Raw genomic sequence first — 24,047 nt, 5'->3', positions numbered from 1 at the left:
ATGCCATGGCATCACCCTGCTACGGATGAGGCAGGAGAGATGGACATGATGGCACGGCCGCTGGCTTTCACACCCCACCACCACCACGCCCCCGGCGGGGTCGAGGCCGCAGCCTGCCTCTGCCTCATCCGCTCCCGCAAGGTCGGGCCGGCGACATTCCACCGGCTGATGGCCGAGCATGACAGCGCCCAGGCGGCACTGGCGGCGCTGCCGGAACTGGCCCGCGCCTCGGGGATCAAGGACTATGCCCCCTTCCCCCTGGCCATGGCCGAAGCCGAGATCGAGGCCGGCCGCCGCGCCGGCGCCCGCCTGCTGACCTGGACCGACGCCGATTATCCCGCCCGCCTGCGCGAGATCGCCGAGGCGCCGGCGGTCCTGTGGCTGAAAGGCCGCGAGCAGGTGCTGGACATGCTGCCCGCCGCGGTGATCGGCGCGCGCAACGCCTCGTCCCTGGGGCTGCGCATGGCGCGCGGCATGGCGGCGGGGCTGGCGCAATCGGGGGCCGCGGTGATCGCGGGCCTGGCGCGGGGCATCGACACCATCGCGCATGAAGCCGCGCTGCCCACCGGCACCGTCGCGGTCATGGCGGGGGGGATCGACATGATCTATCCCTCGGAAAACGCCGCGCTGGCCGCCTCGATCTGCGAGACCGGCCTGCTGATCACCGAGCAGGCGCCGGGGGCCGAGCCCGTGGCGCGGCATTTCCCGGCCCGGAACCGGATCATCTCGGGGCTGGCGCGCGCCGTGGTCGTGGTCGAGGCGGCGCATCGCTCGGGTAGCCTGATCACCGCCAAGCTGGCACTGGACCAGGGCCGCGAAGTGATGGCGGTGCCGGGCCATCCGATGGATGCGCGCGCGGCGGGCTGCAATGCGCTGATCCGCGACGGCGCGCTTCTGGTGCGCAATTCGCAGGATGTGCTGGCCGCGCTGGGGGCGAATGCGCCCAGGGCCGAGCCGGAGATGGGCGATGCGAATCTGATCGATGCGGGCCACGGGCCGCGGGCCGCCGGGACCGCGGCCAGGTCGGACAGGCATCCCCCTTCCCCCCAGCAAGGCACGGCCCGATCCCTGCAACCCGCCGCCGTGGCCCGGCGCCTGGCCGAGATGGGCCATGCCCGCCCGCGCGACGCGGTGCCTGCGCCCCCGCGCGACCAAGGCGGCCCGGCAGCCATCGAGGCCCGTATCCTGGCCCGTCTCGGCCCCAGCCCCACCGACGAGAACCTGCTGATCCGCGACCTGGGCCTGTCGGCCGCGGCGCTGGCCCCCGCCATCCTGGCGCTGGAGTTGGCAGGCCGCGTGCAACGCCTGGCCGGAGGCAGGATCGCGCTGGTGGTTGGATAGATGGCATGTATTGGCACTGGACGCGAGGCCGCAGCCAGGCTGCGAAACTGGGCAGCCCCATGCGACGGCAGCTTGCTGACGGCGCCGCCGGACCGGGGCTCTGCCCCGGACCCCGGGATATTTGGACATGAAAGACATACGGGCGAGCATCACCATCCCCGCTTTCGGAAGGGCGAAAAGGTATGTGACCCAGGCTGGGCGACGGATTTCTGATCGTGACGCCCCTCGTACGAGGGCGGATGAGAAAATCTGGGGCATGGGACGGGTCGCCTCGGCCGCGCTTTCATTTGAAGGGTTCCCTATATGCCGAATCCTGGCTCAAGATCTCAAAGGAAGGCGATCTTGAGCAGGCGGACGCCCAGCGAGGGTCGGTGGGCACTGGATCCGACTGCTTCCGCCCGGAAATGCCGGTGATCATGACCGCGGCAGAGGGGCCAGGCGACCTTTCGCCGACACGATTCCGTGGCCGGCATGGGACGCTTTGCCTTGGCCTGACTCTCCGCGCGGGCTGGGGCAAAGCGTCCATACCCGGTTCAGCCATGATCACGGGGGCGGGATCCGAAAACGCCTAAGGAATTGAGCGCCGATCCCGAGTTCGGAAGCATGCCCACCGATGCCGCCCCGGATGCTTGGGCTCGTGACTGCGCCGTCGGTCGAGCACGCAGATGACGGGGGGGGGCGACTGGTCGAAATCCAGGCGGTCGGACCGGAAGCACCGATCGCCCACACTCCTACCCCGCCGGATAGCCCGGTCGATGATGAACTCTGCGGCAAAAGCGCGCGAACCGGCCAGCTCCGAAGCCGTGGCTTGGCGGAAAGCTGGCCTAAGGCCTGCGGAGGCTCATCGTGAATTGATGACGGCAGCGGCGAGGTGGATCATTGCTGCGAAGCTTTGATCGGTTTTGTCGGCTCGCATGGCGATTCGTTTGAACTTATTGAGTGTGCAGAAGAAGTTCTCGATGAGGTGGCGCCATTTGTAGATTCCACGGTCGAACGGCAGGGGTCTTGCCCTGCGCGGGTGCTGCGAGATGACGACCTTGGCGGCCCGTTCGTCGAGATCGGCGTCGCTGTCGAAAGACTTGTCGGCGATCAGCCCGCCGAAATCGATGCCTGCGAGCAGCGGCCCGACGCCGACGGTGTCGAAGCGATGGCCGGGCAGCAGCTCGAAACGCACGAAATTGCCGAGCGCATCGGTGAGCGCGAGGATCTAGGTGGCCATGCCACCCTTGGAGCGGCCTATGGCCTGGCTCTGAGCCCCCCTTTTTGCACCCTGACCGTGCCGGTGAACCTTGATGATCGTCGCGTTGACCAGAGCGTATTTCATGTCAGGCTCGTCCGCGCAGGCCTTGAACAGCTTCACAAAGACATCGGCCTTGCGCCAGTCGCCGAAGCGCCGGAACACCGTGCTCCAATTCCCGAACATCGCTGGCAGGTCACGCCACGGGCTGCCCGTGCGCACAATCCACAGAACCGCCACGCCGGAGCTGCTGGCCGTCAGTGCCGTGGGAGCGGTCCCTGGCTTGATCCCACCCGTTTTTCCCCTGATTTCGGACCGATATGATGGGGTTTCCCGTGAGGCGCGGGGTTGCGAAGAAACCTTGCGGCGTCTGTCTTCGCCCACCGCATGGCGCGGCGCCAAGTCCAACCCGCGCCTATCATTGCAGGGCCGCTTTGGCGAAGAGCATCGCCCACACAAGCCGGAAAGCTTGAAGCGAGGTCCAGCCCGAGGCGCGGAGCTTTCCGCCCCGAAGCCATGCCGGCCGACGCGACAAAACCCTTCGCGGAGAGGGAAAGGCCAGGTTTCCGGCGCTTTTTCCTGCATATCCTGCTGCACGGGACGGAATCGATGGTGCGCGATTCCCCCCATATGGCGCGCGCGGGGCGGCGGGCATGAGGGCGCTTTTCATCCTGGCGGGCGCTGAGCCGCAGGGAATGGGGGCGGTCGATCCGGTTGCGTGGCGGATCCCGCAACAGGCCACTGATTTGGCGTCTTGCCCGCGCGGAAGGCTTCCTGTCCTTGCTTGGCGAGGTGGCGGACGCACGGCGTCGCGCCAGGCCGGCCCCTTAGGAAAACGCCTGCAAGCCGGTGACCGCGCGGCCCAGGATCAGGGCATGCACGTCATGCGTGCCCTCGTAAGTGTTCACGGTTTCAAGGTTCGCGGCGTGGCGCATGACCTGAAACTCTTCGGAGATGCCGTTGCCGCCATGCATGTCGCGCGCCATCCGCGCGATCTCCAGCGCCTTGCCGCAATTGTTGCGCTTGATGATCGAGATCATCTCGGGGGCGGCGCGCGCCTCGTCCAGAAGGCGGCCGACGCGCAGGCTGGCTTGCAGACCCAGGCTGATTTCGGTCAGCATGTTGGCCAGCTTCAACTGGTAAAGCTGCGTCTGGGCCAGGGGCTTGCCGAACTGTCTGCGGTCAAGCCCGTATCGCCGGGCCGCATGCAGGCAGAATTCGGCCGCGCCAAGGACGCCCCAACTGATGCCATAGCGCGCGCGATTGAGGCAGCCGAAGGGACCCTTCAACCCCTCGACGCCGGGCAGCAGCGCGTCCTCGGGCACCTCGACCCCCTGCATCACGATCTCTCCGGTGATCGAGGCGCGCAGGCTGAGCTTGCCGCCGATCTTCGGCGCCGAAAGGCCCCGCATGCCCTTTTCCAGCAGGAAGCCGCGGATCTTGCCGCCATGCGCCTGAGATTTCGCCCAGACCACGAAAACGTCGGCGATGGGCGCGTTCGAGATCCACATCTTCGCACCGTCCAGCACATAGCCGCCATCGGTCTTGCGCGCGACGGTCTTCATCCCGGCGGGGTCCGAACCCGCGTCAGGCTCGGTCAGGCCGAAGCAGCCGATCCATTCGCCCGAGGCGAGGCGCGGCAGGTATTTCCGCCGCTGCGCGTCCGAGCCATAGGCAAAGATCGGATACATCACCAGCGAGGACTGCACCGACATCATGCTGCGATAGCCGGAATCCACCCGCTCGACCTCGCGCGCGACCAGGCCGTAGGCGACATAAGAGGCACCGATCCCGCCGAATTCCTCTGGGATGGTGACGCCCAGCAGGCCCATTTCGCCCATCTCGCGGAAGATCGCGGGATCGGTCACCTCGTCGCGATAGGCGGTGATGACGCGGGGTTGCAGCCGGTCTTGCGCATAGGCCCTGGCGGCGTCGCGCAGCATGCGCTCATCCTCGGTCAACTGCTCCTCAAGACGCAGCGCATCCTCCCAGTCGAAACGGCCTAGATCGGGAGCGTCCTTGGGTTTCAGAGCCATGCGTTCTCTCCTGCTGGTCCCGGCGGCTTCAAGCCGATCACGCGCGGTTCACGCGGTATTCAGGAACCAGGCGTTTTCCGTATCGGTTATGAGTGCAGCATCTTTTCGCGTCCATCGGAAAAAGGAACCGAAATGCGTCGCCTCTTCAAGACCACCACGGCCATCGTGACGAGCATCTCGCTGGTGCTGCCCCAGATCGCGATCGCGCAGGACCAGGGTGGTTCGATCCAGGAACAGATCCTGCTGCAAAAGCGCAAACAGGAGCAGAAAGAGAAGAAGGCCGCCGAACCCAAGCGCGAGCAGCCACGCAAGGAAGAGCGCAAGGCCCCGCCCGAGAGGAAGACGCAGCCGGCCGCCAAGCCCCAGCCCCAGCCCCAGCCCCAGCCCGAAAGGAAGGCCCAGCCCGAGCGCAAGGCGCAAGAGCCGAAAGCTCAGCCCCAGCGCAAGCAGCCCCCCTCGGAGGCGCAGAAACGACCCGCCCCTCATGCCAGGGAACGCGACGAGAAGCCGACCCGTCAGGCCCCACCCAAGGCCGCAGCGTCCGAGCGGCGCGCGGGTGAGAGGGACCGCATCCAGGCGGACAAGCAGCTCCCCGCCCCGCGTCGGACCGAGCCGGACCGCCCCGAGCGCGCGGCGAAGGACAAGCAGCCCGTGCGCGACCAGGCGAAGCCCTTGCCTTCGACGGCGAAGCAGCCGCCCAAGGATGCCGACGACCTGCGCCGCGCCATGCAGGACAAGGAGCGAAAGCCCCGCCTGGATGCGGCGGAGCGCGCGGGGGATGACCGCCCCGCCAAGGACCGCCCCGGCAAGGACCGCCCCGGCAAGGATAGGCCCGCCAAGGATAGGCCCCCGCAGGAGCGGCAGGCGGATCAGCGCAAAGGCGGCGCGGACCAGCCCGACCGCCGCCCGCCGCAGGACCGGCAGCGCCAGGCGGACCGCGACCAGCCCGTCCCCCAGCCCCCCAATCCCAGACGCGAGGCCGAAAATCGCCAACGCCTGGCCGAGGAACGCCAGCGCGAGGCGCTGAAGGCGCAGCAGGCCGATCTGGAAAAGCGCCGCCGTGCCGTGAAAAGCGAGCGTGAAACCCAGCTTGCGGCGCCCGAGGCCCGCGCCCGCGAAACCGACCTGATCCGCCGTGCGGCCCAAGGGGGCGTCCTGCCCGCCGCCGCCGCGCTGGCCGCCGCCCGCGACGGCAATGATGGCCGCGTCAGCGAACGCAAGATCACGGACCAGAACTTCCGCCGCTCGAACCAGGATTTCGGCACCCGCATCCAGGACGGGCTGCGCGAGCGCGACGGCCGCGACATGAGCGATGCCGACCTGCGCCGCGAACTTGAGCGGCGCGAGCGCGAGCGGGACCGGCGGCGCGACAGGAACCGCGACGACGACGATGACGACCGGGGCAGCGACATCGCCAAGCTGCTTCTGGCCGGGGCCGCAGGCTTCGCGGTCGGCAAGCTGATGTCCGGCAATCGCCAGGTGGCGCTGAATACCGGCGACCGCGCGGTCCTGACCCTGCCCGATGGCAGCCAGCAGATCGTGCGCGACGACAATGCGCTGCTGTATCAGCCCGGCTCGGACGTGCGGACCGAGACCTTCCGGGACGGCTCGACCCGAACCACGGTGCTGCGCGCCGATGGCAGCCGGGTCGTCACGATCCGGGACGCGGACATGAACATCCTGCGCCGCACGCTGATCCGTCCCGACGGGCGCGAGACCTCGCTGATCGACGACACGCGGGCGCGGCCGGTGCAGATCTCGACCCTGCCGCCGCCCCAGCCGGTGGAATACAGCAGCCGCCCCTGGAACGAGAGCGACCTGCGCACGGCGCTTTTGCGCGAAAGCCAGGTGGACCGCCGCTTTACCCTGGGCCAGATCCGCGACATCCCCGAGGTGCGCGCGCTGGTGGCGCCGGTCAACGTGCCCGAGATCACCTTTGACACCGGCTCGGCGGCGCTGAACCCCAACCAGGCCGCGCAACTGGCCACGCTGGGCAAGGTGATCCGCGACTCTGTCGACCAGAACCCGAACGAGGTCTTCATGATCGAAGGCTATACCGATGCGGTGGGCTCCAGCGCCGCGAACCTGGCTCTGTCGGACCGGCGCGCGGAATCGGTGGCCCTAGCGCTGACCGAATATTACCAGGTCCCGCCCGAGAACATGGTCGTGCAGGGCTATGGCGAACAGTTCCTGCTGATCCCCAGCGAAACGGACGAGCGCGACAACCGCCGCGTCTCGGTGCGCCGGATCACGGATCTTCTGGAACAGGAAAACGGCTGACCGGCGCGGGCCGCGGGAAACGATCCCCGCGGCCCCTCGGGTCTTTTAGCCCAGGGCGTAGCCGGTGCCCCGGACGGTGCGGACGGGATTGTCGCCGCCATGCGACATCAGCGCCTTGCGCAGCCGGCCGACATGCACGTCGATGGTGCGGGTATCGACATAGATGTCGCGACCCCAGACCCGGTCCAGCAATTGCTCGCGCGTCCAGACCCGGCCCGGCTTTTCCATCAGCGTGGAAAGCAGCCGGAACTCGGTCGGGCCAAGATGCAGCGCCTGCCCGCCCCGGAACACGCGATGCTCGGCCGCGTCCAGGATGATGTCGGAAAAGCTAAGCCTTTCTCCCATCGAGGCCGGGCGGGTGCGGCGCAGTTGCGTGCGCAGCCGTGCCATCAGTTCGACCACGGAATAGGGCTTCACGACATAATCGTCGGCCCCGGTTTCCAGGCCCCGCACCCGGTCCACCTCTTCCGAGCGGGCCGAGAGCATGATGATCGGGATCGCCCGCGTCGCGGGATCGGCCTTGATGCGGCGGCAGATCTCGATACCGCTGATATTGGGCAGCATCCAGTCCAGCACGATCAGGTCGGGCTGTTCTTCGGCGACCAGAAGCATCGCCTCGTCGCCATTCTCGGCCAGGACGACCATGAACCCCTCGGCTTCAAGGTTGTATTTCAGGATCTCGCGCTGCGCGCCCTCGTCCTCGACGACCAGGACGCAGGGTTGAGCCTGGGCCATGGGCCTAGCCCTGCCCGCCGGTCAGGCTGTCGCTTTTCGGGCGCGAATCCTCGGGCAGTTCGCCGGTGGCAAGATAGATGACCTGCTCGGCGATGCCGGTGGCGTGGTCGCCCATGCGCTCGATGTTCTTGGCGATGAAATGCAGGTGCATGCAGGCGGTGATATTGCGCGGATCCTCCATCATATAGGTCAGGAATTCGCGAAACAGCGCGTTATACATCTGGTCCACTTCCAGATCGCGCTTGCGCACATCCGCCGCCAGCGCCGCGTCGCGCTGGATATAGCTGTCAAGCGCGTCCTTCATCATCCCCTCGACCGTGGCCGACATGCGCCGCAGGGCCATGCCCGCGCCGTCGACGGTCGGCATGTTGACCAGGACATGGCTGCGCTTGGCGATATTCTTGGCGTAATCGCCGATACGCTCCAGAATGGCCGAGATCTTGATCACCGTCAGCACGGTGCGCAGGTCGGTGGCGCGGGGCGCGCGCAGCGCGATCAGCCGGGCCGCCTCTTCGTTGATCTGCATCTCCAGCTTGTCGATGGCCTTGTCGCGGCGGCGCACCTCATCGGCCAGTTCATCGTCGCGGGTTTCCAGCGCGATGGCGGCGTCGTTGATCGCGCTTTCGACCATGCCGCCCATCTTGACGACCAGCGCCTGGACGGTTTCCAGATCGCGGTCGAAAGCGGACGAGATATGGCGTTCACTGTTCATGTTCATTCCTTTTCCCGCCGGATCAGCCGATGCGGCCCGAGATATAGCTTTCCGTCCGCGGATCGCGCGGGCGGGTGAAGATGTCGTCGGTGCTGCCATATTCGACCAGGTTGCCCAGGTGGAAGAAGGCGGTCTTCTGGCTGACCCGCGCGGCCTGCTGCATCGAATGCGTCACGATCACGACCGAGAAATTCCTGCGCAAGTCGTCGATCAGTTCCTCGACCTGGGCAGTGGCGATGGGATCCAGGGCCGAGCACGGCTCGTCCATCAGCAGCACCTCGGGCGAGGTCGCGACGGCGCGGGCGATGCAAAGCCGCTGCTGCTGGCCGCCCGAAAGCCCGGTGCCGGGTTCCGAGAGCCGGTCCTTGACCTCGTTCCAAAGCGCGGCTCCGCGCAGCGACCTCTCGACGATCTCATCGAGTTCGGCGCGGTTGCGCGCCAGTCCGTGGATGCGCGGGCCGTAGGCCACATTGTCGTAGATCGACTTCGGGAAGGGGTTCGGCTTCTGGAAGACCATGCCCACCTTGGCGCGCAATTGCACCGGATCGACGCGCCTGTCGTAGATGTCCTCTCCGTCCAGGTCGATCCGCCCCTCGACCCGGCAGATGTCGATGGTATCGTTCATGCGGTTCAGGCAGCGCAGGAAGGTGGACTTTCCGCAGCCCGACGGGCCGATGAAGGCGGTCACGGTCTTGTCCAGGATGTCCACGTCCACATCCTTGATGGCGTGCTTGTCTCCGTAATAGACCTGCACCTTCCGGGCCGATATCTTGGTTTCCGTCTGGCTCACGCTGCGCTCCACAATTCTCATATCGTTCATAATCGGCGACTCCGTCCGGGTTTACCAGCGGCGCTCGAACTTGCGGCGCAGGAAGATGGCAAGGATGTTCATGCACATGAGCAGCGCCAGCAGCACGATGATGGCGCCGGATGCACGCTCCATGAAGGCGGGGTCCGCGCGCTGGGTCCAGTTATAGACCTGCACCGGCAGGGCCGAGGCGGGATCGAACAGGCCCTGCGGCGGCGCGGCGGGGAAGTTCTTGACGAAGGCGACCATGCCGATCAGCAAAAGCGGCGCGGTTTCGCCCAGCGCCTGGGCCAGCCCCAGGATCACCCCGGTCAGGATGCCCGGCGTCGCCAGCGGCAGGACGTGATGCAGCACGGATTGCATCTTGGAGGCCCCCACCCCCAGCGCCGCGTCGCGGATCGAGGGCGGCACCGCCTTCAGCGCGGCGCGGGCCGGAATGATGATGCGCGGCAGCGTCATCAGCACCAGCACAAGGCCGCCCACGATGGGCGCCGATTGCGGCAGATGGGCGAAGTTGATGAACACGGCCAGGCCCAGGATGCCGAACACGATGGACGGCACCGCCGCCAGGTTCGAGATATTGACCTCGATGATGTCGGTCCAGCGGTTCTTCGGCGCGAATTCCTCAAGATAGACCGAGGCGGCGACGCCGATGGGCACGGCCAGCAGCAGCACCACCAGCATCATGTAGAGCGAGCCGAGGATCGCCACCCCCACGCCCGCCGCTTCCGGGCGCTGGTCCGAGGCGTCGGGACTGGTCAGGAAGGACCAGTTCCATTCGGTGGCAAGCAGGCCCTTTTCCTTCAGCGTATCGGCAAGCCGCAATTGCGCGGGCGAGGTATTGGCGTCCCGCGCCGCGCTCTCCATGCTGACGCGGCCCTTGTAATAGCCGTCCACGCGGCCGTTCACCAGCACGCGGGTCTTGATGGTCTGGCCGATCAGATCGGGATCCGCCAGCACCTGGTTGCGTAGCTGGGCCGACGCCTCTTTCGAGATCAGGTTCGACACGTCCTTGGCCGACAGGTCCGGCACCGCGATGCCGTTCTGGGCGATGGCCGCTTGCAGCGACTGGTCCAGGATCTTGCCATAGGCCAGGGTCAGGACCTTTTTCAGATCCTCGGGCGCGCGATTGCCGCCCTTGTCAAGTTGGCTCGCCTCAAGCGTCACCGGGATTTCCAGATAGGTCTGGCGGAACGCCCCCAGCCCGCCGGTGAAAATCGAGATCAACAGCATGATCAGCGCCAGGATCGAGACGATGATCGCGCCCAGCCCATAGGCGCGGAACCGCGCCTCGGCGGCATTGCGCTTGCGGGTGCGCTCGTCCAGCACCAGAAGCGAGCTTGTCGCCCGGCCGGCGTTGGTTGCGGAAATGGATGCGTCACTCATTCGTATTGCTCGCGATATTTGCGCACGATGTAGAGCGCGAGGATGTTCAGGCCCAGGGTCACGACGAACAGCGTGATCCCCAGCGCGAAGGCCACCAGCGTCTCGGGCGAGGCGAAATCCGTGTCTCCGGTCAACTGGCTGACGATCTTGACGGTGATCGTTGTCATCGCCTCGAAGGGATTAAGGCTCATGCGCGCGGCGGCCCCGGCGCCCAGGACGACGATCATCGTCTCGCCTATGGCGCGGGACGCGGCCAGCAGCACGGCACCGACGATGCCCGGCAGGGCCGCCGGCAGCACGACCTTGCGGATCGTCTCGGAATGGGTAGAGCCGAGGCCGAGCGCGCCGTCGCGCAGGGATTGGGGCACCGCGTTGATGATGTCGTCGGACAGCGAGCTGACGAAGGGGATCAACATGATCCCCATGACCAGCCCCGCCGTCATCACCGACGAGCCGGAACTGCCCAGGCCCAGCGGCTGGGCGAACCAGTCGCGCAGCAGCGGCCCCACGGTGATCAGCGCGAAAAGCCCGTAAACGATGGTCGGGATGCCCGCCAGCACCTCGATCGCGGGCTTGGCGAAGCCGCGCAGCCGGGGCGAGGCATATTCCGACATGTAGATCGCCGCGAAAAGCCCGATGGGGATCGAGACCGCCAGCGCGATCGCCGAGATATACATCGTCCCCCAGACCAGCGGCAGAATGCCCAGTTGCGAGCCGCCGCCGAAGCGGGGCGACCAGGTCGTGCCGAACAGGAACTCGTGCCAGGGATATTGCCGGAAGAAATGGCTGGTCTCGAAGATCATCGAAAGCACGATGCCGGCGGTCGTCACGATGGCGATGCAGGAACAAAGGATCAGCAGGAACTTCACCACCCCCTCGACCGCGTTGCGGGCGCGGAAATCGGGCGCGGTGCGCGACAGCGACCAGCCCAGCCCCAGCGCGCCCAGGATCAGGCCGGCCGCCGTGACCAGGACGGGGTTGGCGCCCGGCTGGGCGAAGGACCAGATCGCGATCAGGAACAGCGCCGGGATCGCGGTGAAAAGCGCGACGTTCCAGCCGTAATAGCTGGGCCGCGAATGAAGCTTGCGGCTGTCGCCCCCCGCCGCGGACAGAACCCGCGCGCGAGCGACGAAATAACCGGAAACCGCCAGGGCCAGGACAAGCAGCATGGTCCAGGTGACAGGCATGGGGGCCTCGAACTCAGGGACAGGGAAGACGCGGGACCGTCGCGGCCCCGCACCGGGGCGCCTTATTCGGCGATGGTGGTTTCAGCGGCGACGGCCGCCTGGGTCTGGGAAAGCTCGGGGTCCGAGACCAGACCATAGGTGGCCAGCGGCCCCTCGGGGCCGGAAAGATCGTCCGAGACGAAGAATTCGACGAAATCCTTCAGCCCGTCGACGCTGCCGAAATGCTGTTTCTTGACATAGAAGAACAGCGGCCGCGACACCGGGTATTCGCCCGAGGCGATGGTCTGGGTCGAGGGCACGACACCCGACATCGACGCGACTTTCAGTTTGTCGGTATTGTTCTCATAGAAGGACAGGCCAAAGACGCCGATGCCGTTCTTGGCCGACTGGATGCGGGCCAGGGTCTCGGTATAGTCGCCGTCGATATCGACCGACTTGCCGTCGGTGCGCAGCGCCATGCAGGCCTCGCCCGCCTTCTTTTCATCGTCGCCCGCCGCGACGAAGGCGGCCTCGGCACCCGATTCCGTGCAGCCGGCATGGATCACCTTCTCCTCGAACACCTCGCGCGTGCCGTGCTTGGTGCCGGGGACGAAGGCCAGGATCTGCTGGTCGGGCAAGTCGGGGCGGATCTGGTTCCAGTTGGTATAGGGGTTCGGCACAACCTTGCCGTCCTGGACCACATTCGCCGCCAAGGCGTTGAACCAGTCGGCGGGCGTGAACTGGAAGTCATGGCTGGTGCTGTCGCTGGCGAAGACGATGCCGTCATAGCCGATGCGCACCTCCATGATCTCGGTGACGCCGGCGGCCTTGCAGGCCGCCTTCTCGCCGTCCTTGATCGGACGCGAGGAGTTGGCGATGTCGATGGTGTTGTCGCCCACGCCCGCGCAGAATTTCTTCAGCCCGGCGGACGAACCGCCTGATTCCACGACCGGGGTCGGATAGTCGGTATTCTCGCCGAAAGCCTCGGCCACGATGGTGGCATAAGGCAGCACGGTCGACGAGCCCGAGATCTGGATCTGGTCGCGCGCCTGGGCGAAGCTGGCCGAGGCGGCAAGGGCCGCACTGGCCAAAAGGGCATGTTTCGCGGATGTCATAGGATCCCTCCTGATATTTCCCAAGGGCCGGGATCGGCCTGCCAGACCTCTAGGGCCGGGACGCGACGGTTATGCGTCAGGAATATGACATTCATACGACAATCGCCGCTTTCATGCAAATCCCACCCCGGCCAAGGGAATTTCCCACGCGCTCAGCCGATCCGGCCACGCGCCCCGCCAGTCTGGGCGCGGTCCAGAAGCAGGTGGTCCAGAATCACGCAGGCGGCCATCGCCTCGCCGATCGGGACGGCGCGGATGCCGACGCAGGGATCGTGCCGGCCCTTGGTGATCAGCTCGATCTCTTCTCCCCGCCGGTTGATGGTCCGGCGCGGCGTCAGGATCGAACTGGTGGGCTTGACCGCGAAACGCACCACGATGTCCTGCCCGGTCGAGATACCCCCCAGGATGCCGCCCGCATGGTTCGAGAGATAGCGCGGGCCGTCATTGCCCATGCGGATCTCGTCGGCGTTCTGCACGCCGTTCAGGGCGGCGGCGCCCATGCCCTCGCCGATCTCGACGCCCTTGACCGCATTGATCGACATCATCGCGGCGGCAAGGTCGGTATCGAGCTTGCCATAGACCGGCGCGCCCAGACCCGGCGGACAGCCCTGGACCAGAACCTCGATCGCGGCGCCGACGCTGTTCTGGTCCTTACGGATCGTGTTCAGATACTCCTCCCAGGCAGGAACGGCGCTGGCATCGGGCAGGAAGAAGGGATTGTTGCCGATCTCGGCCGGGTCGAAATTCGCACGGTCCAGATGCAGGCCGCCCATCTGCACCATATAGCCGGTGATTGTCAGCCCCGGCACCAGATCGCGCAGCACCGCCTGCGCCACCCCCCCCGCCGCGACCCGCGCCGCCGTCTCACGCGCGCTGGAGCGCCCGCCCCCGCGATAGTCGCGAATGCCGTATTTCAGGTGATAGGCCAGATCGGCATGGCCGGGGCGGAATGCCTGCGCGATCTCGCCGTAATCCTTGCTGCGCTGGTCGGTGTTCTCGATCATAAGCTGGATCGGCGTGCCGGTCGTGTGCCCCTCGAAGGTGCCCGACAGGATGCGGACCTGGTCGGCCTCCTGCCGCTGGGTGGTGAATTTCGAGGTGCCGGGCCGGCGGCGGTCCAGGAATTGCTGGATAAAGGCTTCGTCCAGGGCGATGCCCGGCGGGCAGCCATCCACCGTCGCGCCCAGGGCTGGCCCATGGCTTTCGCCCCAGGTGGTGAAGGTGAAGACGCGGCCGAATGTGTTGACGCTCATGATACGGACCCCCTTTTCGCCTTGCGATAGCGGGGCGGCCCGGCCCAGGCAACGGAAAAGGCGCCGGAAGGCATGCGACGGAAGCACGCGACATTCACGTCTGTTTCACGCCGCTGCGTCACTCTTTTGCCTAGGACCTGCTGTAGAACCGATTTTCTGCCGAAAGCTAAATATTTGATTGTTCCTCTTCTCGACGCCGAGACGATCTCGGGGCATTATGTCCATCTGAGAATCCATTAGGATAGTTGTCCGTTCGTGCTTGTGGTGGGGTGCGTCTGGATAACGAGGGAGGGCGCGGGCCGGAGACACCCGCGCCCTTTCCCGTTTCTAACAATGTATTGAAAATAAGTCATATATTCGACAGACAGCACCCGTTCCGGGACATCTGGATCATGTGCGGCGGCTGGAGGATGAGGTGTTCGGCAAGGCGGCGACGCCCCTGGACGACAAGCCGGGCGTGCCGATGGGGACGAAACGGATGGCCCCGGCGGTGCCGCAAGTGGAGTTGAACGGGCTAAGGCGAAAGTGAGGCACCGCCCGGCGCGGGATGCGGTTGGACGCCCTGCGGGACCAGAGACATGGAATGCCGTGGACGGGATCGGGCGGCAGGATAGAGAAACGGGATCGGATCACGGATCAAGCGGTGAGGTCATGGGCGGCTGGACCGGATCAAGGATCGGGCGGGGGTGGATGGATGGATGCCTTGGGGTGGATCGGACAAGGCATCCGTTCAAGGTCCTAGGCCCGCGCCATTTGCCGGTCGGCCTGGCGCAGCAGGTCGTTGCGCAGTTCCGGGATACCGCCGTCGATATTCGCGGCGCTGTATTCGGCGGCGCTGTAGGCGTTGCCCTGGGCATCGTAAAGCGTGACCTGCCCATCGGCCGAAACATCCATGATCTTGCCCAGCGTGCCGTGGCTGAGGCTGAAACCCTGATAGGTGCCGTCATAGGCCGCATTGGTCACGCTGGCGGTATCGAGGCTGAACAGGTTGGCGAGCGAGGCGGCCTGTCGTTCCATGCGATGGAAGGTCATGACCGAATGGAACGTCCCGTGTTCCGTCCCCTCTTTAGAATCGCCGCTGATCCGGCCATCGCTCGACACGCCATAGATCCGGCCCGAGGCGTCGCGGGTGGTGTCACTATTGGCATTGACCCAGGCCATTTCCACGACCGAGTTCCGCGCATCCTCGTCAAGCGCGGTGGCGAAGTGATAGGCATAGGCCATGGCATCGCCGCGCGACAGGAAATCGCCATCGCGCTGAGGCTGGGTGGCGCCCATGGGCGTTTCGACGAAGGTGGGGAAAAAGCTGCCCTCGAACTCCATGCGCGGGTCTTTCTCGAACAGGCGAAAGCGCGCCTCGCCCACACCGGCGGTCTGGCCAACCTCGGTGTCGAAGGGGCTGACCGATCCATTCGCCAGCTTTTTCTGGGCCTCGACCGCTCGCCTCACCTTCTCATGTGTCATCGCCCATTTGGCGTCCTCTGCCGCGGAGGCGGCGGAATAGGTCGTGCCGGAGGTATCCGTGCTGTCCTGCCGCGCGACGACCGGCGCCGGCTTGGCACTGGACAATACGCCTGCGCCTGCCGTGGTGACATTCGGGATCCCACGAAAGGAGAGTAGCGAAAGAGCAACATCACTGGACGAAAGAAACACGAAAAACCCTCCATTCGAGAAAATACCGAGATACAGCAGACAAATTATGCGTAACCATAGGTTGTGGCAACGACAAAGCTTATAAAATTTTTCGATTATTCAGGTCATGGGGATCAAATGGCGACATTGACAGCAACCACCAGCGGCGGGTCCGTCATAGGGACGGAATCCGCCGATTCCATCACCGGCGCGAGCGGCAATAACGTGCTGTATGGCAATGGTGGCAACGATACCATCAAGGGATTGGATGGAAACGACGCTCTATACGGCGGGGCTGGAGACGACTCTTTGCAAGGCGACAACGGCGCCGACTATCTTTATGGTAACGACGGCAACGACACCCTATGGGGCGGAGCAGGCAAGGATACCCTATATGGCGGCGCGGGGGACGACACATTCTATCTGGAAAGAGTCACCTACGATAGCAGTTCCCTGGCAGGCGACAACGTTCACGGAGAAGCTGGCATAGACAGAATAGTCACGAACTACGATACGACGACTGGCTCGTATACGCGAATAGGAGAGGTTACGTTTGTCGAGCAGCTATGGAATATGAGCGCCACCAAGCCCCTGCACCTGCAAGGCAGCGGATTGATCGACGTATCCACGATATCTGTCTATGTGACGATGGGCGGAGAATTAGGGTATATATACGGTCAAGGGAATAACGATACGATCCGCGGCTTCGATTTCATCGACTTCTCGGATACCATCTATTCAGCCGGCGGAGACGATATCGTTTACGGAAAGAACGGCGGCGACTTCATCGGCGGCGGCACCGGAAACGATACGCTTTCAGGCGATGCGGGAAATGACACGCTGGTCGGCGATGCCGGTAATGACAGCCTGATCGGCGGCGCGGATAGCGACACTTTCCGGTTCAGCTATAATGTGGCCGAGGGAAACGACACCGTTTCCGATTATGTGGACGGCATCGACAAATTCAGGATCATCGGCACGAACGGCAATGTCGCATTCGCCGATCTGGTATTGGAAAATAGCGGATCCGATTGCACGATGACGCTGGCCGGAGGCACGGTCGTGCTGATCAAGGGTATCGACGCGGCGGTGCTGGACGCCAGCGATTTCATATTCGCCTGACGGTGGGCCGGAGTTCCGGCGCATGAAAAAGGGCCCCTCGCAAGAGAGGCCCCTGTCATTTCAAAGGGGTGTTACGCCTGCAAGGCCCGCACGCCGACCTCGCCCTCGCCCCGCGACTTGATCGCCGCGACGGCCGCGATGCTGCCCGCCGCCGTGGTGAAATAGGGGATCTTGTCGTTCAGCGCCACCGCCCGGATGTCGCGGCTGTCGGCGATGGCCTGGGCGCCCTCGGTCGTGTTCAGGACCATGGCGATGCCGCCGTTCTTCAGGCGGTCCACGATGTTCGGGCGGCCTTCATAGACCTTGTTGACCAGTTCGGCCTGAACCCCCGCACCGCGCAGGAAGGCGGCGGTGCCCGAGGTGGCGACCAGGGTGAAGCCCATCTCGGCCAGGTCGCGGGCGGCCTGGGCCAGCGCCTCGGACTTGTCGGCATCCTTGACCGAGACGAAGACCTGGCCGCTTTCGGGCAGATGCGTCCCCGCCCCCATCTGCGCCTTCAGGAAGGCGCGGGCAAAGCTGCGATCCCAGCCCATCACCTCGCCGGTCGAGCGCATTTCCGGCCCCAGCAGCGTGTCGACGCCGGGGAAGCGGGCAAAGGGCAGCACCGCCTCCTTGACGGAAAACCAGGGGGTGTTCGGATCGGCCAGCGTCAGCGGATCGGCGAAGGGCAGCGGGGTCTCGGGGCCGACGCCCTCGGGATAGGGGGCGCGCGCGGGGAAGGCGGACATCGGCTCGCCCGCCATCAGGCGCGCAGCGATGCTGGCGATGGCGCTGTCGGTGGCCTTGGCGACGAAGGGCACCGTGCGCGAGGCGCGGGGATTGACCTCAAGCACATAGATCACGCCGTCCTTCAGCGCGAATTGCACGTTCATCAGCCCGACGACGTTCAGCGCGCGGGCCATGGCCACGGTCTGAAGCTTGAGGTCGGCGATGGTTTCGGGATCCAGCGTATGGGGCGGCAGCGAACAGGCGCTGTCGCCGGAATGGACGCCGGCCTCCTCGATATGCTCCATGATGCCGGCGACATGGACGGTCGTGCCGTCCGACAGCGCGTCCACATCGACCTCGATGGCGCCGGACAGGTAGCTGTCCAGAAGCACGGGGCTGTCGCCCGAAACCTTCACCGCCTCGCGGATGTAGCGGTTCAGGTGGTCCATGTCGCGCACGATCTCCATCGCGCGGCCACCCAGCACATAAGAGGGGCGGATGACCAGCGGGAAACCGATGCGGGCGGCGATCTCAAGCGCCTCGGCATCCGAGCGGGCGATGCCGTTGATCGGCTGCTTCAGGCCCAGATCGTTGAGCAGCTTCTGGAACCGCTCGCGGTCCTCGGCCAGGTCGATGGCATCGGGGGTGGTGCCCAGGATCGGGATGCCCTCCTCCTCCAGCGCATTGGCGAGCTTCAGGGGCGTCTGGCCGCCGAACTGGACGATGACGCCGTGAAGGGTGCCGTTTTCCTGCTCGACCGCCAGGATTTCCAGCACATGCTCAAGCGTCAGCGGCTCGAAATAAAGCCGGTCCGAGGTGTCGTAATCGGTCGAGACCGTCTCGGGGTTGCAGTTGACCATGATCGTCTCGTAGCCGGCCTTGGTCAGCGCGAAACAGGCGTGGCAGCAGCAATAATCGAACTCGATGCCCTGGCCGATGCGGTTGGGGCCGCCGCCCAGGATCACGACCTTCTTGCGGTCGCTGGGACGGGCCTCGTTTTCCACCTCGCCCATGACGGGGGCCTCATAGGTGGAATACATATAGGGGGTCTGGGCCTCGAATTCGGCGGCGCAGGTGTCGATGCGCTTGAAGACCGGGTGCAGGTCCAGCACGCGGCGGGCGGCGCGGACGGTCTTTTCGGTCGAGCGCGCCAGATCGGCCAGGCGCGCATCGGTAAAGCCCATCATCTTGAGACGGCGCAGCCCCTCGACATCCTTCGGCAGGCCGTTCTGGCGCACGGCGTTCTCGGCATCGACGATCTCGCGCAGGCGGTCGAGGAACCAGGGATCGAAGGCGGTGGCGTGCTGGATCTCGTCATTGGTCAGGCCGTGGCGCATGGCCTGGGCGATCAGCCGCAGCCGGTCCGGGGTCTGGGCGCTGATCGCCTTGATGACGGCGGCCTTGTCGGGCGCGCCGGGGATCTCGATCTCGTCAAGGCCGGTCAGCCCGTTCTCCATCGAGGTCAGCGCCTTTTGCAGCGATTCATGGAAGCTGCGGCCGATGGCCATCACCTCGCCCACGGATTTCATCGCCGTGGTCAGTTCGGGTTTCGACCCCGGAAACTTCTCGAAGGCAAAGCGGGGGATCTTGGTCACGACATAATCTATGGACGGCTCGAAGCTGGCGGGGGTGACGCGGGTGATGTCGTTGTCCAGCTCGTCCAGCGTATAGCCGACGGCCAGCTTCGCCGCGATCTTGGCGATGGGGAAACCCGTGGCCTTGGACGCCAGCGCCGAAGAGCGGCTGACGCGCGGGTTCATCTCGATCACGACCATGCGGCCGTCCTTGGGGTTGACCGCCCATTGCACGTTCGAGCCGCCCGTCTCGACGCCGATCTCGCGCAGCACCGCGATGGAACCGTTCCTCATGCGCTGGTATTCGCGGTCGGTCAGGGTCAGCGCGGGGGCGACGGTGATCGAGTCGCCGGTATGCACGCCCATCGGATCGACGTTTTCGATGGAACAGACGATGATCGCGTTGTCGGCGCGGTCGCGCACCACCTCGAATTCGTATTCCTTCCAGCCCAGCAGGGATTCATCGACCAGCACCTGCGCCACGGGCGAGGCTTCCAGCCCGGACCGCACGATGCGTTCGTAATCGTCGCGGTTATAGGCGACGCCGCCGCCGGTGCCGCCCAGGGTAAAGGCGGGGCGGATGATCGCGGGCAGGCCGATCTCTTCAAGGTCGGCCAGGGCCTGGGCGATGCCGGCCGGGATGTCGTATTTGCCGCTGGCCAGCTTCGGCGCCGCGACGATGGTGGCGCGCGGGTTTTCCAGGCCGATGCGGTCCATCGCCTCGCGGAACAGCTTGCGGTCCTCGGCCATCTCGATGGCGGCGCGCTGCGCGCCGATCAACTCGACCCCGTAGCGGTTCAGGACGCCCATGTCGGCCAGGGCCAGCGCCGTGTTCAGCCCGGTCTGCCCGCCCATGGTGGGCAACAGCGCGTCGGGCCGCTCCTTGGCGATGATCTTTTCGACGATTTCGGGGGTGATCGGCTCGATATAGGTGGCATCGGCCATCTCGGGATCGGTCATGATCGTGGCGGGATTCGAGTTGACCAGGATGACCCGATAGCCCTCTTCGCGCAGGGCCTTGCAGGCCTGGGCGCCGGAATAATCGAATTCGCATGCCTGCCCGATGACGATGGGACCGGCACCGATGATCAGGATGGATTTGATATCGGTTCTTTTCGGCATGGCGGTCCCTCGAAGGCTGGCGGCAGGTAAATCGTCCGGGGTTATAGCCATGACCCGCGAAGTCGCAAGGGTCCGCGCGGCAAGGCGGGGTAAAAAAGCCGGGGGCCGGCGCATAGGCCGACCCCCGGCAGGGATCGCGGCGCGGCCCTACAGGATGAAGTCGCTGGCGGTCAGGCCGTGGATGCCGGCAAGGCGGATCACCGCCTCGGCATCGCGGTCGGCGTCCGTGTCGATACGGATCACGGTCACGTCATTCGCGGTGCCCGCCCGGTCGTAGGTCTGGAACGAGACCTCGCCCCGCGCCGAGGTGCCGATGGCGTTGCGGCCGATGAAGGTGAAAGCCTGGTTGCCGGACTGCCCCGCCATGGCGTCGATGCCCGACAGGTCGATCTTGTCCTGGCCTCGGGTGAAGTCGGCGATGGTATCGGTCGTGGCGACGTTGCGACCAAGCTGGGCGACATCGCTGAAGACGAAGACATCGGCCCCTGCCCCGCCGTGTTGCCAGTCATTGCCGATGCCGCCATGAAGGCGGTCGCTTCCCGCGCCGCCCCACAGATGGTCGTCGCCGGTGCCGCCGAACAGCCGGTCATGCCCGGCGCCGCCCCTGATGCTGTCCTTGCCCGCGCCGCCTTCCAGCGTGTCGTTGCCGCCATTGCCATACATCGCGTCATGGCCGCCATGGCCCTGGGCGCGGTCATCGTAATCGCCAAGGTCGAAGCGGTCGTTTCCGGCCAGCGCCTTGCGGATCAGCGCCTGGTCGTCCTGGCTGCCCTGGGTGCTGGTCGCGCGATAGAACTCGGCGCCCGAGACCGAGATGCCGGTCATGAACACCTGATCGTAATAGTTGGAGGAGCTTAGTCCCACCGCCTGGAAAAGCCCGGTGATATTGCCCGAGACCACCTCGCCCCAGCCATTGGCGCGCAGGCCGTTTCCGGCGACGATATTCAGGTAATAGAGTTCGCCATCGTCATAGGTGACGACCGAGGCGTCCTGATAGACACGGCCCGCCAGCGACAGCGAGGTATTGTCGTAAAAGGTCGAATCGCCCCAGTAAAGCGCATTGAAGTCAACGATGGTCTGATCGAAGGGAAGGAAAGTCTGAACCCGTGCCATGGTTAAAAATCCTGTCGAAAGGGGCTAGGCCGCGCGACGCGGCCGGCGGGGGCGGCGCCCTGAACGAATTCCCCCACAACCATGTCTTGCATCGAAGACGGTCGGCCGGGCAACCTGTCCAATTAGTAGCAGATTAACCAGATTTCGCGCAGGCACCGGGATTTCCCCAGCAAAAAGGCCCCGCCAAAGGGCGGAGCCTTCGCGGTCGCACCGGCTCTCACGCCTCGATGAACTGGCGGACGAAGGGCGTGGCGGGGCGGGCGCGGATGTCCTGGGGGCGGCCGATCTGCTCGATCCGGCCCATGGACATGACGACGACCAGATCGGCCAGCTCCATCGCCTCATCCTGATCATGGGTGACGAAAACGCTGGTGAGGCCGGTGGTATCGTGGATCTCGCGCAGGCCCTGGCGCAATTCCTTGCGCACGCGGGCATCAAGCGCCCCGAAGGGCTCGTCCAGCAGCAGCATGCGCGGCTCGATGGCCAGGGCGCGGGCCAAGGCCACGCGCTGGCGCTGGCCGCCGGAAAGCTGGCTTGGGAAACGCTTGGCGATCTGGGGAAGCTGGATCAGGTCCAAAAGCTTGGTGACGCGGCGCTGGATCTCGCCCTCGGCGGGGCGGGTGCCGCGCGGACGGGCGCGCAGGCCGTAGGCGATGTTCTCGAACACGGTCATGTGCCGAAACAACGCGTAGCTTTGGAAGACGAAGCCTGCGCCGCGCTCTTGCACCGAGAGGCCCGTCGCGTCCTGCCCGTCGAAGAGCACGCGCCCCGAGGAAGGGAATTCCAGCCCCCCAAGGATACGCAGAAGCGTGGTCTTGCCCGAGCCGGACGGCCCCAGCAGCGCCACCAGCGCCCCCGAGGGGATGGACAGGCTGACGGGTTGCAGCGCGGTGGTGGCACCGAACTCCTTGGCGATCTCGTCGATCTCGATATGCATGGGGAACCTCGTTGCGGGATCAATGGCGGCGGGTCGCGGCAAGCTGGTCGGCATGGCGCCATTCCAACCCGGTCTTCAAGGTCAGCGTCACCAGCGCCAGAGCCGCCAGCACGGCGGCCAGGCTGAAGGCCGCGACCGAAAGATATTCGTTATACATCATCTCGATGGTGATCGGCATGGTGGCGGTCTGGCCTCGGATCTTGCCGGACACGACCGCGACGGCGCCGAACTCGCCCATGGCGCGGGCATTGCACAGCAGGACGCCGTAAAGCAGCGCCCATTTGATATTGGGCAGCGTCACGGTGCGAAACACCCGCCAGCCCGAGGCGCCCAGCGTCAGCGCGGCCTCTTCCTCGGCGCGGCCCTGCTCGATCATCACCGGGATCAGCTCGCGGGCAACGAAGGGGAAGGTCACGAAGACCGAGGCCAGGACGATTCCCGGCAGCGCGAAGATGATCGGGAAGCCCGCCGCGACCAGCCAGCCGCCGATCAGGCTGTTGGTGCCGAAAAGCAGCACCAGCGCCAGGCCCGCCACCACCGGAGAGACGGAGAACGGCAGGTCGATCAGCGTGATCAGGAAAGCCTTGCCGCGAAAGTCGAACTTGGTGATGGTCCAGGCGGCGGCGATGCCGAAGATCGCGTTGACCGGCACCGCGATCACCGCGACCAGCAGCGTCAGCCACACCGCCGAACGCGCGTCGGGCTGCGCGAGCGAGGCGATGGCCGCGCCCGCGCCCTTGGCCAGCGCCTCGGCGAAGACCACGGCCAGCGGCGCCACGACCAGAAGCGCCAGCCCGACCAGGGCCAGCCCGATCAGCAGCCGGCGGACGGTCGCGCTTTCCTCGGTCACCGGGCGCCAGCCGCCGGCGCGGGGCCTTGCGGCCGGGGTCGGACTAGGGGTCGGCACGGGTTGTTCCGGCAAGCTGCTGTCAAACATGACCGATCCTCCGGCGGCTCCAGATCTGGATAAGATTGATCACCAGAAGCATGGTGAACGAGATGACCAGCATGGCGATGCCGATGGCGGCGGCGCCGTCATAGTCGAATTCCTCAAGCTTGATGACGATCAGCAGGGGCGCGATCTCGGTCTTCATCGGCAGGTTGCCGGCGATGAAGATGACCGAGCCGTATTCCCCCACTGCCCGCGCCAGCGACAGCGCGAAGCCGGTCAGCGCGGCGGGGGCAAGCATGGGCAGGATCACCCGATACATGGTGTAAAGCCGCCCCGCGCCCAGCGTTGCGCTGGCCTCTTCGACCTCGCGCTCGATCTCGGCGACGATGGGCTGGACGGTGCGGGTGACGAAGGGCAGGCCGACGAAGATCAGGGCGATCAGGATGCCCCATTGGGTATAGGCGATCTTCAGCCCCAGGGCCTTGGCGACGCCGCCGAACACGCCGTTCGGCGCGTAAAGCGCGGTCAGCGCGATCCCCGCCACGGCGGTCGGCAGCGCGAAGGGCAGATCCACGATGGCGTCGACCAGGCGGCGGCCGGGAAACTCATAGCGCGTCAGCACCCAGGCCAGAAGCGTGCCGAAGACCAGGTTGAACAGCGCGGCCAGGAAGGCGATGCGAAAGGACAGGAAAAGCGCGCTCCAGACGCGGGGCGTGTTCACCGTTTCCCAGATGCCAGCCGCGCCGTAATGCGCACCCTGGGCCAGTAGCGCGCCGATGGGCAGCAGCACGATCAACGAAAGCATCGTCAGCGTGATGCCCATGCCCAGGCCAAAGCCGGGCATGGGGGATTTCTGGGTGCGAAGCGCAAAGGCCATG

The 24,047-nt window shown here is 65.7% G+C and carries 20 protein-coding genes; 4 read left to right on the top strand and 16 right to left on the bottom strand.

From position 1 onward, the window contains the following. The first annotated feature begins 48 nt into the window (after window positions 1–48). Window positions 49–1,341 carry a DNA-processing protein DprA gene (gene dprA / locus QM682_RS13430; protein WP_415130627.1) on the top strand — a complete coding sequence of 431 codons (1,293 nt, stop codon included), beginning with the start codon at window positions 49–51 and terminating at the stop codon, window positions 1,339–1,341. Window positions 1,342–2,182: 841 nt separating this feature from the next. Here dprA and QM682_RS13425 read toward each other — a convergent pair. From QM682_RS13425 to QM682_RS13415, 3 genes are all read right to left on the bottom strand, one after another. Next, entirely contained in the window at window positions 2,183–2,515 is a 333-nt protein-coding gene (locus tag QM682_RS13425; protein ID WP_415130565.1) for a hypothetical protein, read from the bottom strand. A gap of 33 nt (window positions 2,516–2,548) precedes the next feature. Then, window positions 2,549–2,818: a transposase gene (locus QM682_RS13420; protein WP_415130563.1), complete on the bottom strand. Its 270-nt coding sequence runs from the start codon at window positions 2,816–2,818 to the stop codon at window positions 2,549–2,551. A gap of 587 nt (window positions 2,819–3,405) precedes the next feature. Beyond that, a complete protein-coding gene (locus QM682_RS13415; protein ID WP_415130561.1) occupies window positions 3,406–4,614 on the bottom strand; it encodes an acyl-CoA dehydrogenase in 1,209 nt (402 codons plus the stop codon). Window positions 4,615–4,746: 132 nt separating this feature from the next. Between QM682_RS13415 and QM682_RS13410 the strand changes: the two genes are divergently transcribed. Continuing rightward, window positions 4,747–6,894, top strand: a complete 2,148-nt coding sequence (locus tag QM682_RS13410) for an OmpA family protein (RefSeq protein ID WP_415130559.1) — start codon at window positions 4,747–4,749, stop codon at window positions 6,892–6,894. Between the two features lie 45 nt (window positions 6,895–6,939). Here the strand turns inward: QM682_RS13410 and phoB are convergent, their stop codons facing one another. The 7 genes from phoB to aroC form a co-directional block, all read right to left on the bottom strand. Continuing rightward, window positions 6,940–7,629, bottom strand: coding sequence for a phosphate regulon transcriptional regulator PhoB (phoB, locus tag QM682_RS13405; RefSeq protein WP_415130557.1), 690 nt, complete (start codon window positions 7,627–7,629; stop codon window positions 6,940–6,942). Between the two features lie 4 nt (window positions 7,630–7,633). After that, window positions 7,634–8,341 (bottom strand): phosphate signaling complex protein PhoU, encoded by a 708-nt coding sequence (phoU, locus tag QM682_RS13400; RefSeq protein WP_415130555.1) that lies wholly within the window; start codon window positions 8,339–8,341, stop codon window positions 7,634–7,636. Window positions 8,342–8,363: 22 nt separating this feature from the next. After that, a complete protein-coding gene (gene pstB / locus QM682_RS13395; protein ID WP_415130553.1) occupies window positions 8,364–9,161 on the bottom strand; it encodes a phosphate ABC transporter ATP-binding protein PstB in 798 nt (265 codons plus the stop codon). A gap of 21 nt (window positions 9,162–9,182) precedes the next feature. Continuing rightward, window positions 9,183–10,535, bottom strand: a complete 1,353-nt coding sequence (gene pstA, locus QM682_RS13390; protein WP_415130551.1) for a phosphate ABC transporter permease PstA — start codon at window positions 10,533–10,535, stop codon at window positions 9,183–9,185. Then, the gene (gene pstC / locus QM682_RS13385) at window positions 10,532–11,722 is read right to left on the bottom strand and encodes a phosphate ABC transporter permease subunit PstC (RefSeq protein ID WP_415130549.1); all 1,191 of its coding nucleotides are present in this window, start codon (window positions 11,720–11,722) and stop codon (window positions 10,532–10,534) included. The genes pstA and pstC overlap by 4 nt, the downstream gene beginning before the upstream one ends. Before the next feature lie 62 nt (window positions 11,723–11,784). After that, window positions 11,785–12,816, bottom strand: a complete 1,032-nt coding sequence (locus QM682_RS13380) for a substrate-binding domain-containing protein (RefSeq protein WP_415130547.1) — start codon at window positions 12,814–12,816, stop codon at window positions 11,785–11,787. Between the two features lie 152 nt (window positions 12,817–12,968). Continuing rightward, on the bottom strand, window positions 12,969–14,069 hold the full coding sequence (aroC, locus tag QM682_RS13375) for a chorismate synthase (RefSeq protein WP_415130545.1): 1,101 nt from the start codon (window positions 14,067–14,069) through the stop codon (window positions 12,969–12,971). Window positions 14,070–14,463: 394 nt separating this feature from the next. Between aroC and QM682_RS13370 the strand changes: the two genes are divergently transcribed. Beyond that, window positions 14,464–14,598 (top strand): hypothetical protein, encoded by a 135-nt coding sequence (locus tag QM682_RS13370; RefSeq protein ID WP_415130543.1) that lies wholly within the window; start codon window positions 14,464–14,466, stop codon window positions 14,596–14,598. A gap of 209 nt (window positions 14,599–14,807) precedes the next feature. Here the strand turns inward: QM682_RS13370 and QM682_RS13365 are convergent, their stop codons facing one another. Next, window positions 14,808–15,638, bottom strand: a complete 831-nt coding sequence (locus tag QM682_RS13365) for a hypothetical protein (protein WP_415130541.1) — start codon at window positions 15,636–15,638, stop codon at window positions 14,808–14,810. A gap of 201 nt (window positions 15,639–15,839) precedes the next feature. Here QM682_RS13365 and QM682_RS13360 point away from each other — a divergent pair, with 201 nt between their 5' ends. Continuing rightward, window positions 15,840–16,823, top strand: a complete 984-nt coding sequence (locus QM682_RS13360) for a calcium-binding protein (protein ID WP_415130539.1) — start codon at window positions 15,840–15,842, stop codon at window positions 16,821–16,823. Between the two features lie 71 nt (window positions 16,824–16,894). Here QM682_RS13360 and carB read toward each other — a convergent pair whose 3' ends face one another. The 5 genes from carB to cysT all read right to left on the bottom strand — a co-directional run bounded on the left by carB (window position 16,895) and on the right by cysT (window position 24,046). Next, window positions 16,895–20,227, bottom strand: a complete 3,333-nt coding sequence (carB, locus tag QM682_RS13355) for a carbamoyl-phosphate synthase large subunit (protein WP_415130537.1) — start codon at window positions 20,225–20,227, stop codon at window positions 16,895–16,897. Window positions 20,228–20,374: 147 nt separating this feature from the next. Beyond that, window positions 20,375–21,340, bottom strand: coding sequence for a M10 family metallopeptidase C-terminal domain-containing protein (locus tag QM682_RS13350; RefSeq protein WP_415130535.1), 966 nt, complete (start codon window positions 21,338–21,340; stop codon window positions 20,375–20,377). Window positions 21,341–21,557: 217 nt separating this feature from the next. Further along, the gene (locus QM682_RS13345; RefSeq protein WP_415130533.1) at window positions 21,558–22,277 is read right to left on the bottom strand and encodes a sulfate/molybdate ABC transporter ATP-binding protein; all 720 of its coding nucleotides are present in this window, start codon (window positions 22,275–22,277) and stop codon (window positions 21,558–21,560) included. 19 nt (window positions 22,278–22,296) lie between these two features. After that, entirely contained in the window at window positions 22,297–23,214 is a 918-nt protein-coding gene (gene cysW, locus QM682_RS13340; RefSeq protein ID WP_415130531.1) for a sulfate ABC transporter permease subunit CysW, read from the bottom strand. Further along, window positions 23,207–24,046, bottom strand: coding sequence for a sulfate ABC transporter permease subunit CysT (gene cysT / locus QM682_RS13335; RefSeq protein ID WP_415130529.1), 840 nt, complete (start codon window positions 24,044–24,046; stop codon window positions 23,207–23,209). Before cysT ends, cysW begins: the two co-directional genes overlap by 8 nt. Window position 24,047 lies beyond the last annotated feature (1 nt).

This window comes from Paracoccus sp. (in: a-proteobacteria), assembly GCF_047605025.1.
Classification (GTDB): Bacteria; Pseudomonadota; Alphaproteobacteria; order Rhodobacterales; family Rhodobacteraceae; genus Paracoccus.
This window is presented reverse-complemented; position numbering and strand designations above follow the sequence as displayed.

Coding starts and splice junctions, on each gene's coding strand:
- pstC (WP_415130549.1), bottom strand. CDS start 11,722: ATGCCTGTCACCTGGACCATGCTGCTTGTCCTGGCCCTGGCGGTTTCC.
- QM682_RS13410 (WP_415130559.1), top strand. CDS start 4,747: ATGCGTCGCCTCTTCAAGACCACCACGGCCATCGTGACGAGCATCTCG.
- phoU (WP_415130555.1), bottom strand. CDS start 8,341: ATGAACAGTGAACGCCATATCTCGTCCGCTTTCGACCGCGATCTGGAA.
- cysT (WP_415130529.1), bottom strand. CDS start 24,046: ATGGCCTTTGCGCTTCGCACCCAGAAATCCCCCATGCCCGGCTTTGGC.
- dprA (WP_415130627.1), top strand. CDS start 49: ATGGCACGGCCGCTGGCTTTCACACCCCACCACCACCACGCCCCCGGC.
- pstB (WP_415130553.1), bottom strand. CDS start 9,161: ATGAACGATATGAGAATTGTGGAGCGCAGCGTGAGCCAGACGGAAACC.
- carB (WP_415130537.1), bottom strand. CDS start 20,227: ATGCCGAAAAGAACCGATATCAAATCCATCCTGATCATCGGTGCCGGT.
- cysW (WP_415130531.1), bottom strand. CDS start 23,214: ATGTTTGACAGCAGCTTGCCGGAACAACCCGTGCCGACCCCTAGTCCG.
- pstA (WP_415130551.1), bottom strand. CDS start 10,535: ATGAGTGACGCATCCATTTCCGCAACCAACGCCGGCCGGGCGACAAGC.
- QM682_RS13360 (WP_415130539.1), top strand. CDS start 15,840: ATGGCGACATTGACAGCAACCACCAGCGGCGGGTCCGTCATAGGGACG.
- QM682_RS13380 (WP_415130547.1), bottom strand. CDS start 12,816: ATGACATCCGCGAAACATGCCCTTTTGGCCAGTGCGGCCCTTGCCGCC.
- phoB (WP_415130557.1), bottom strand. CDS start 7,629: ATGGCCCAGGCTCAACCCTGCGTCCTGGTCGTCGAGGACGAGGGCGCG.
- QM682_RS13345 (WP_415130533.1), bottom strand. CDS start 22,277: ATGCATATCGAGATCGACGAGATCGCCAAGGAGTTCGGTGCCACCACC.
- aroC (WP_415130545.1), bottom strand. CDS start 14,069: ATGAGCGTCAACACATTCGGCCGCGTCTTCACCTTCACCACCTGGGGC.
- QM682_RS13415 (WP_415130561.1), bottom strand. CDS start 4,614: ATGGCTCTGAAACCCAAGGACGCTCCCGATCTAGGCCGTTTCGACTGG.
- QM682_RS13350 (WP_415130535.1), bottom strand. CDS start 21,340: ATGGCACGGGTTCAGACTTTCCTTCCCTTCGATCAGACCATCGTTGAC.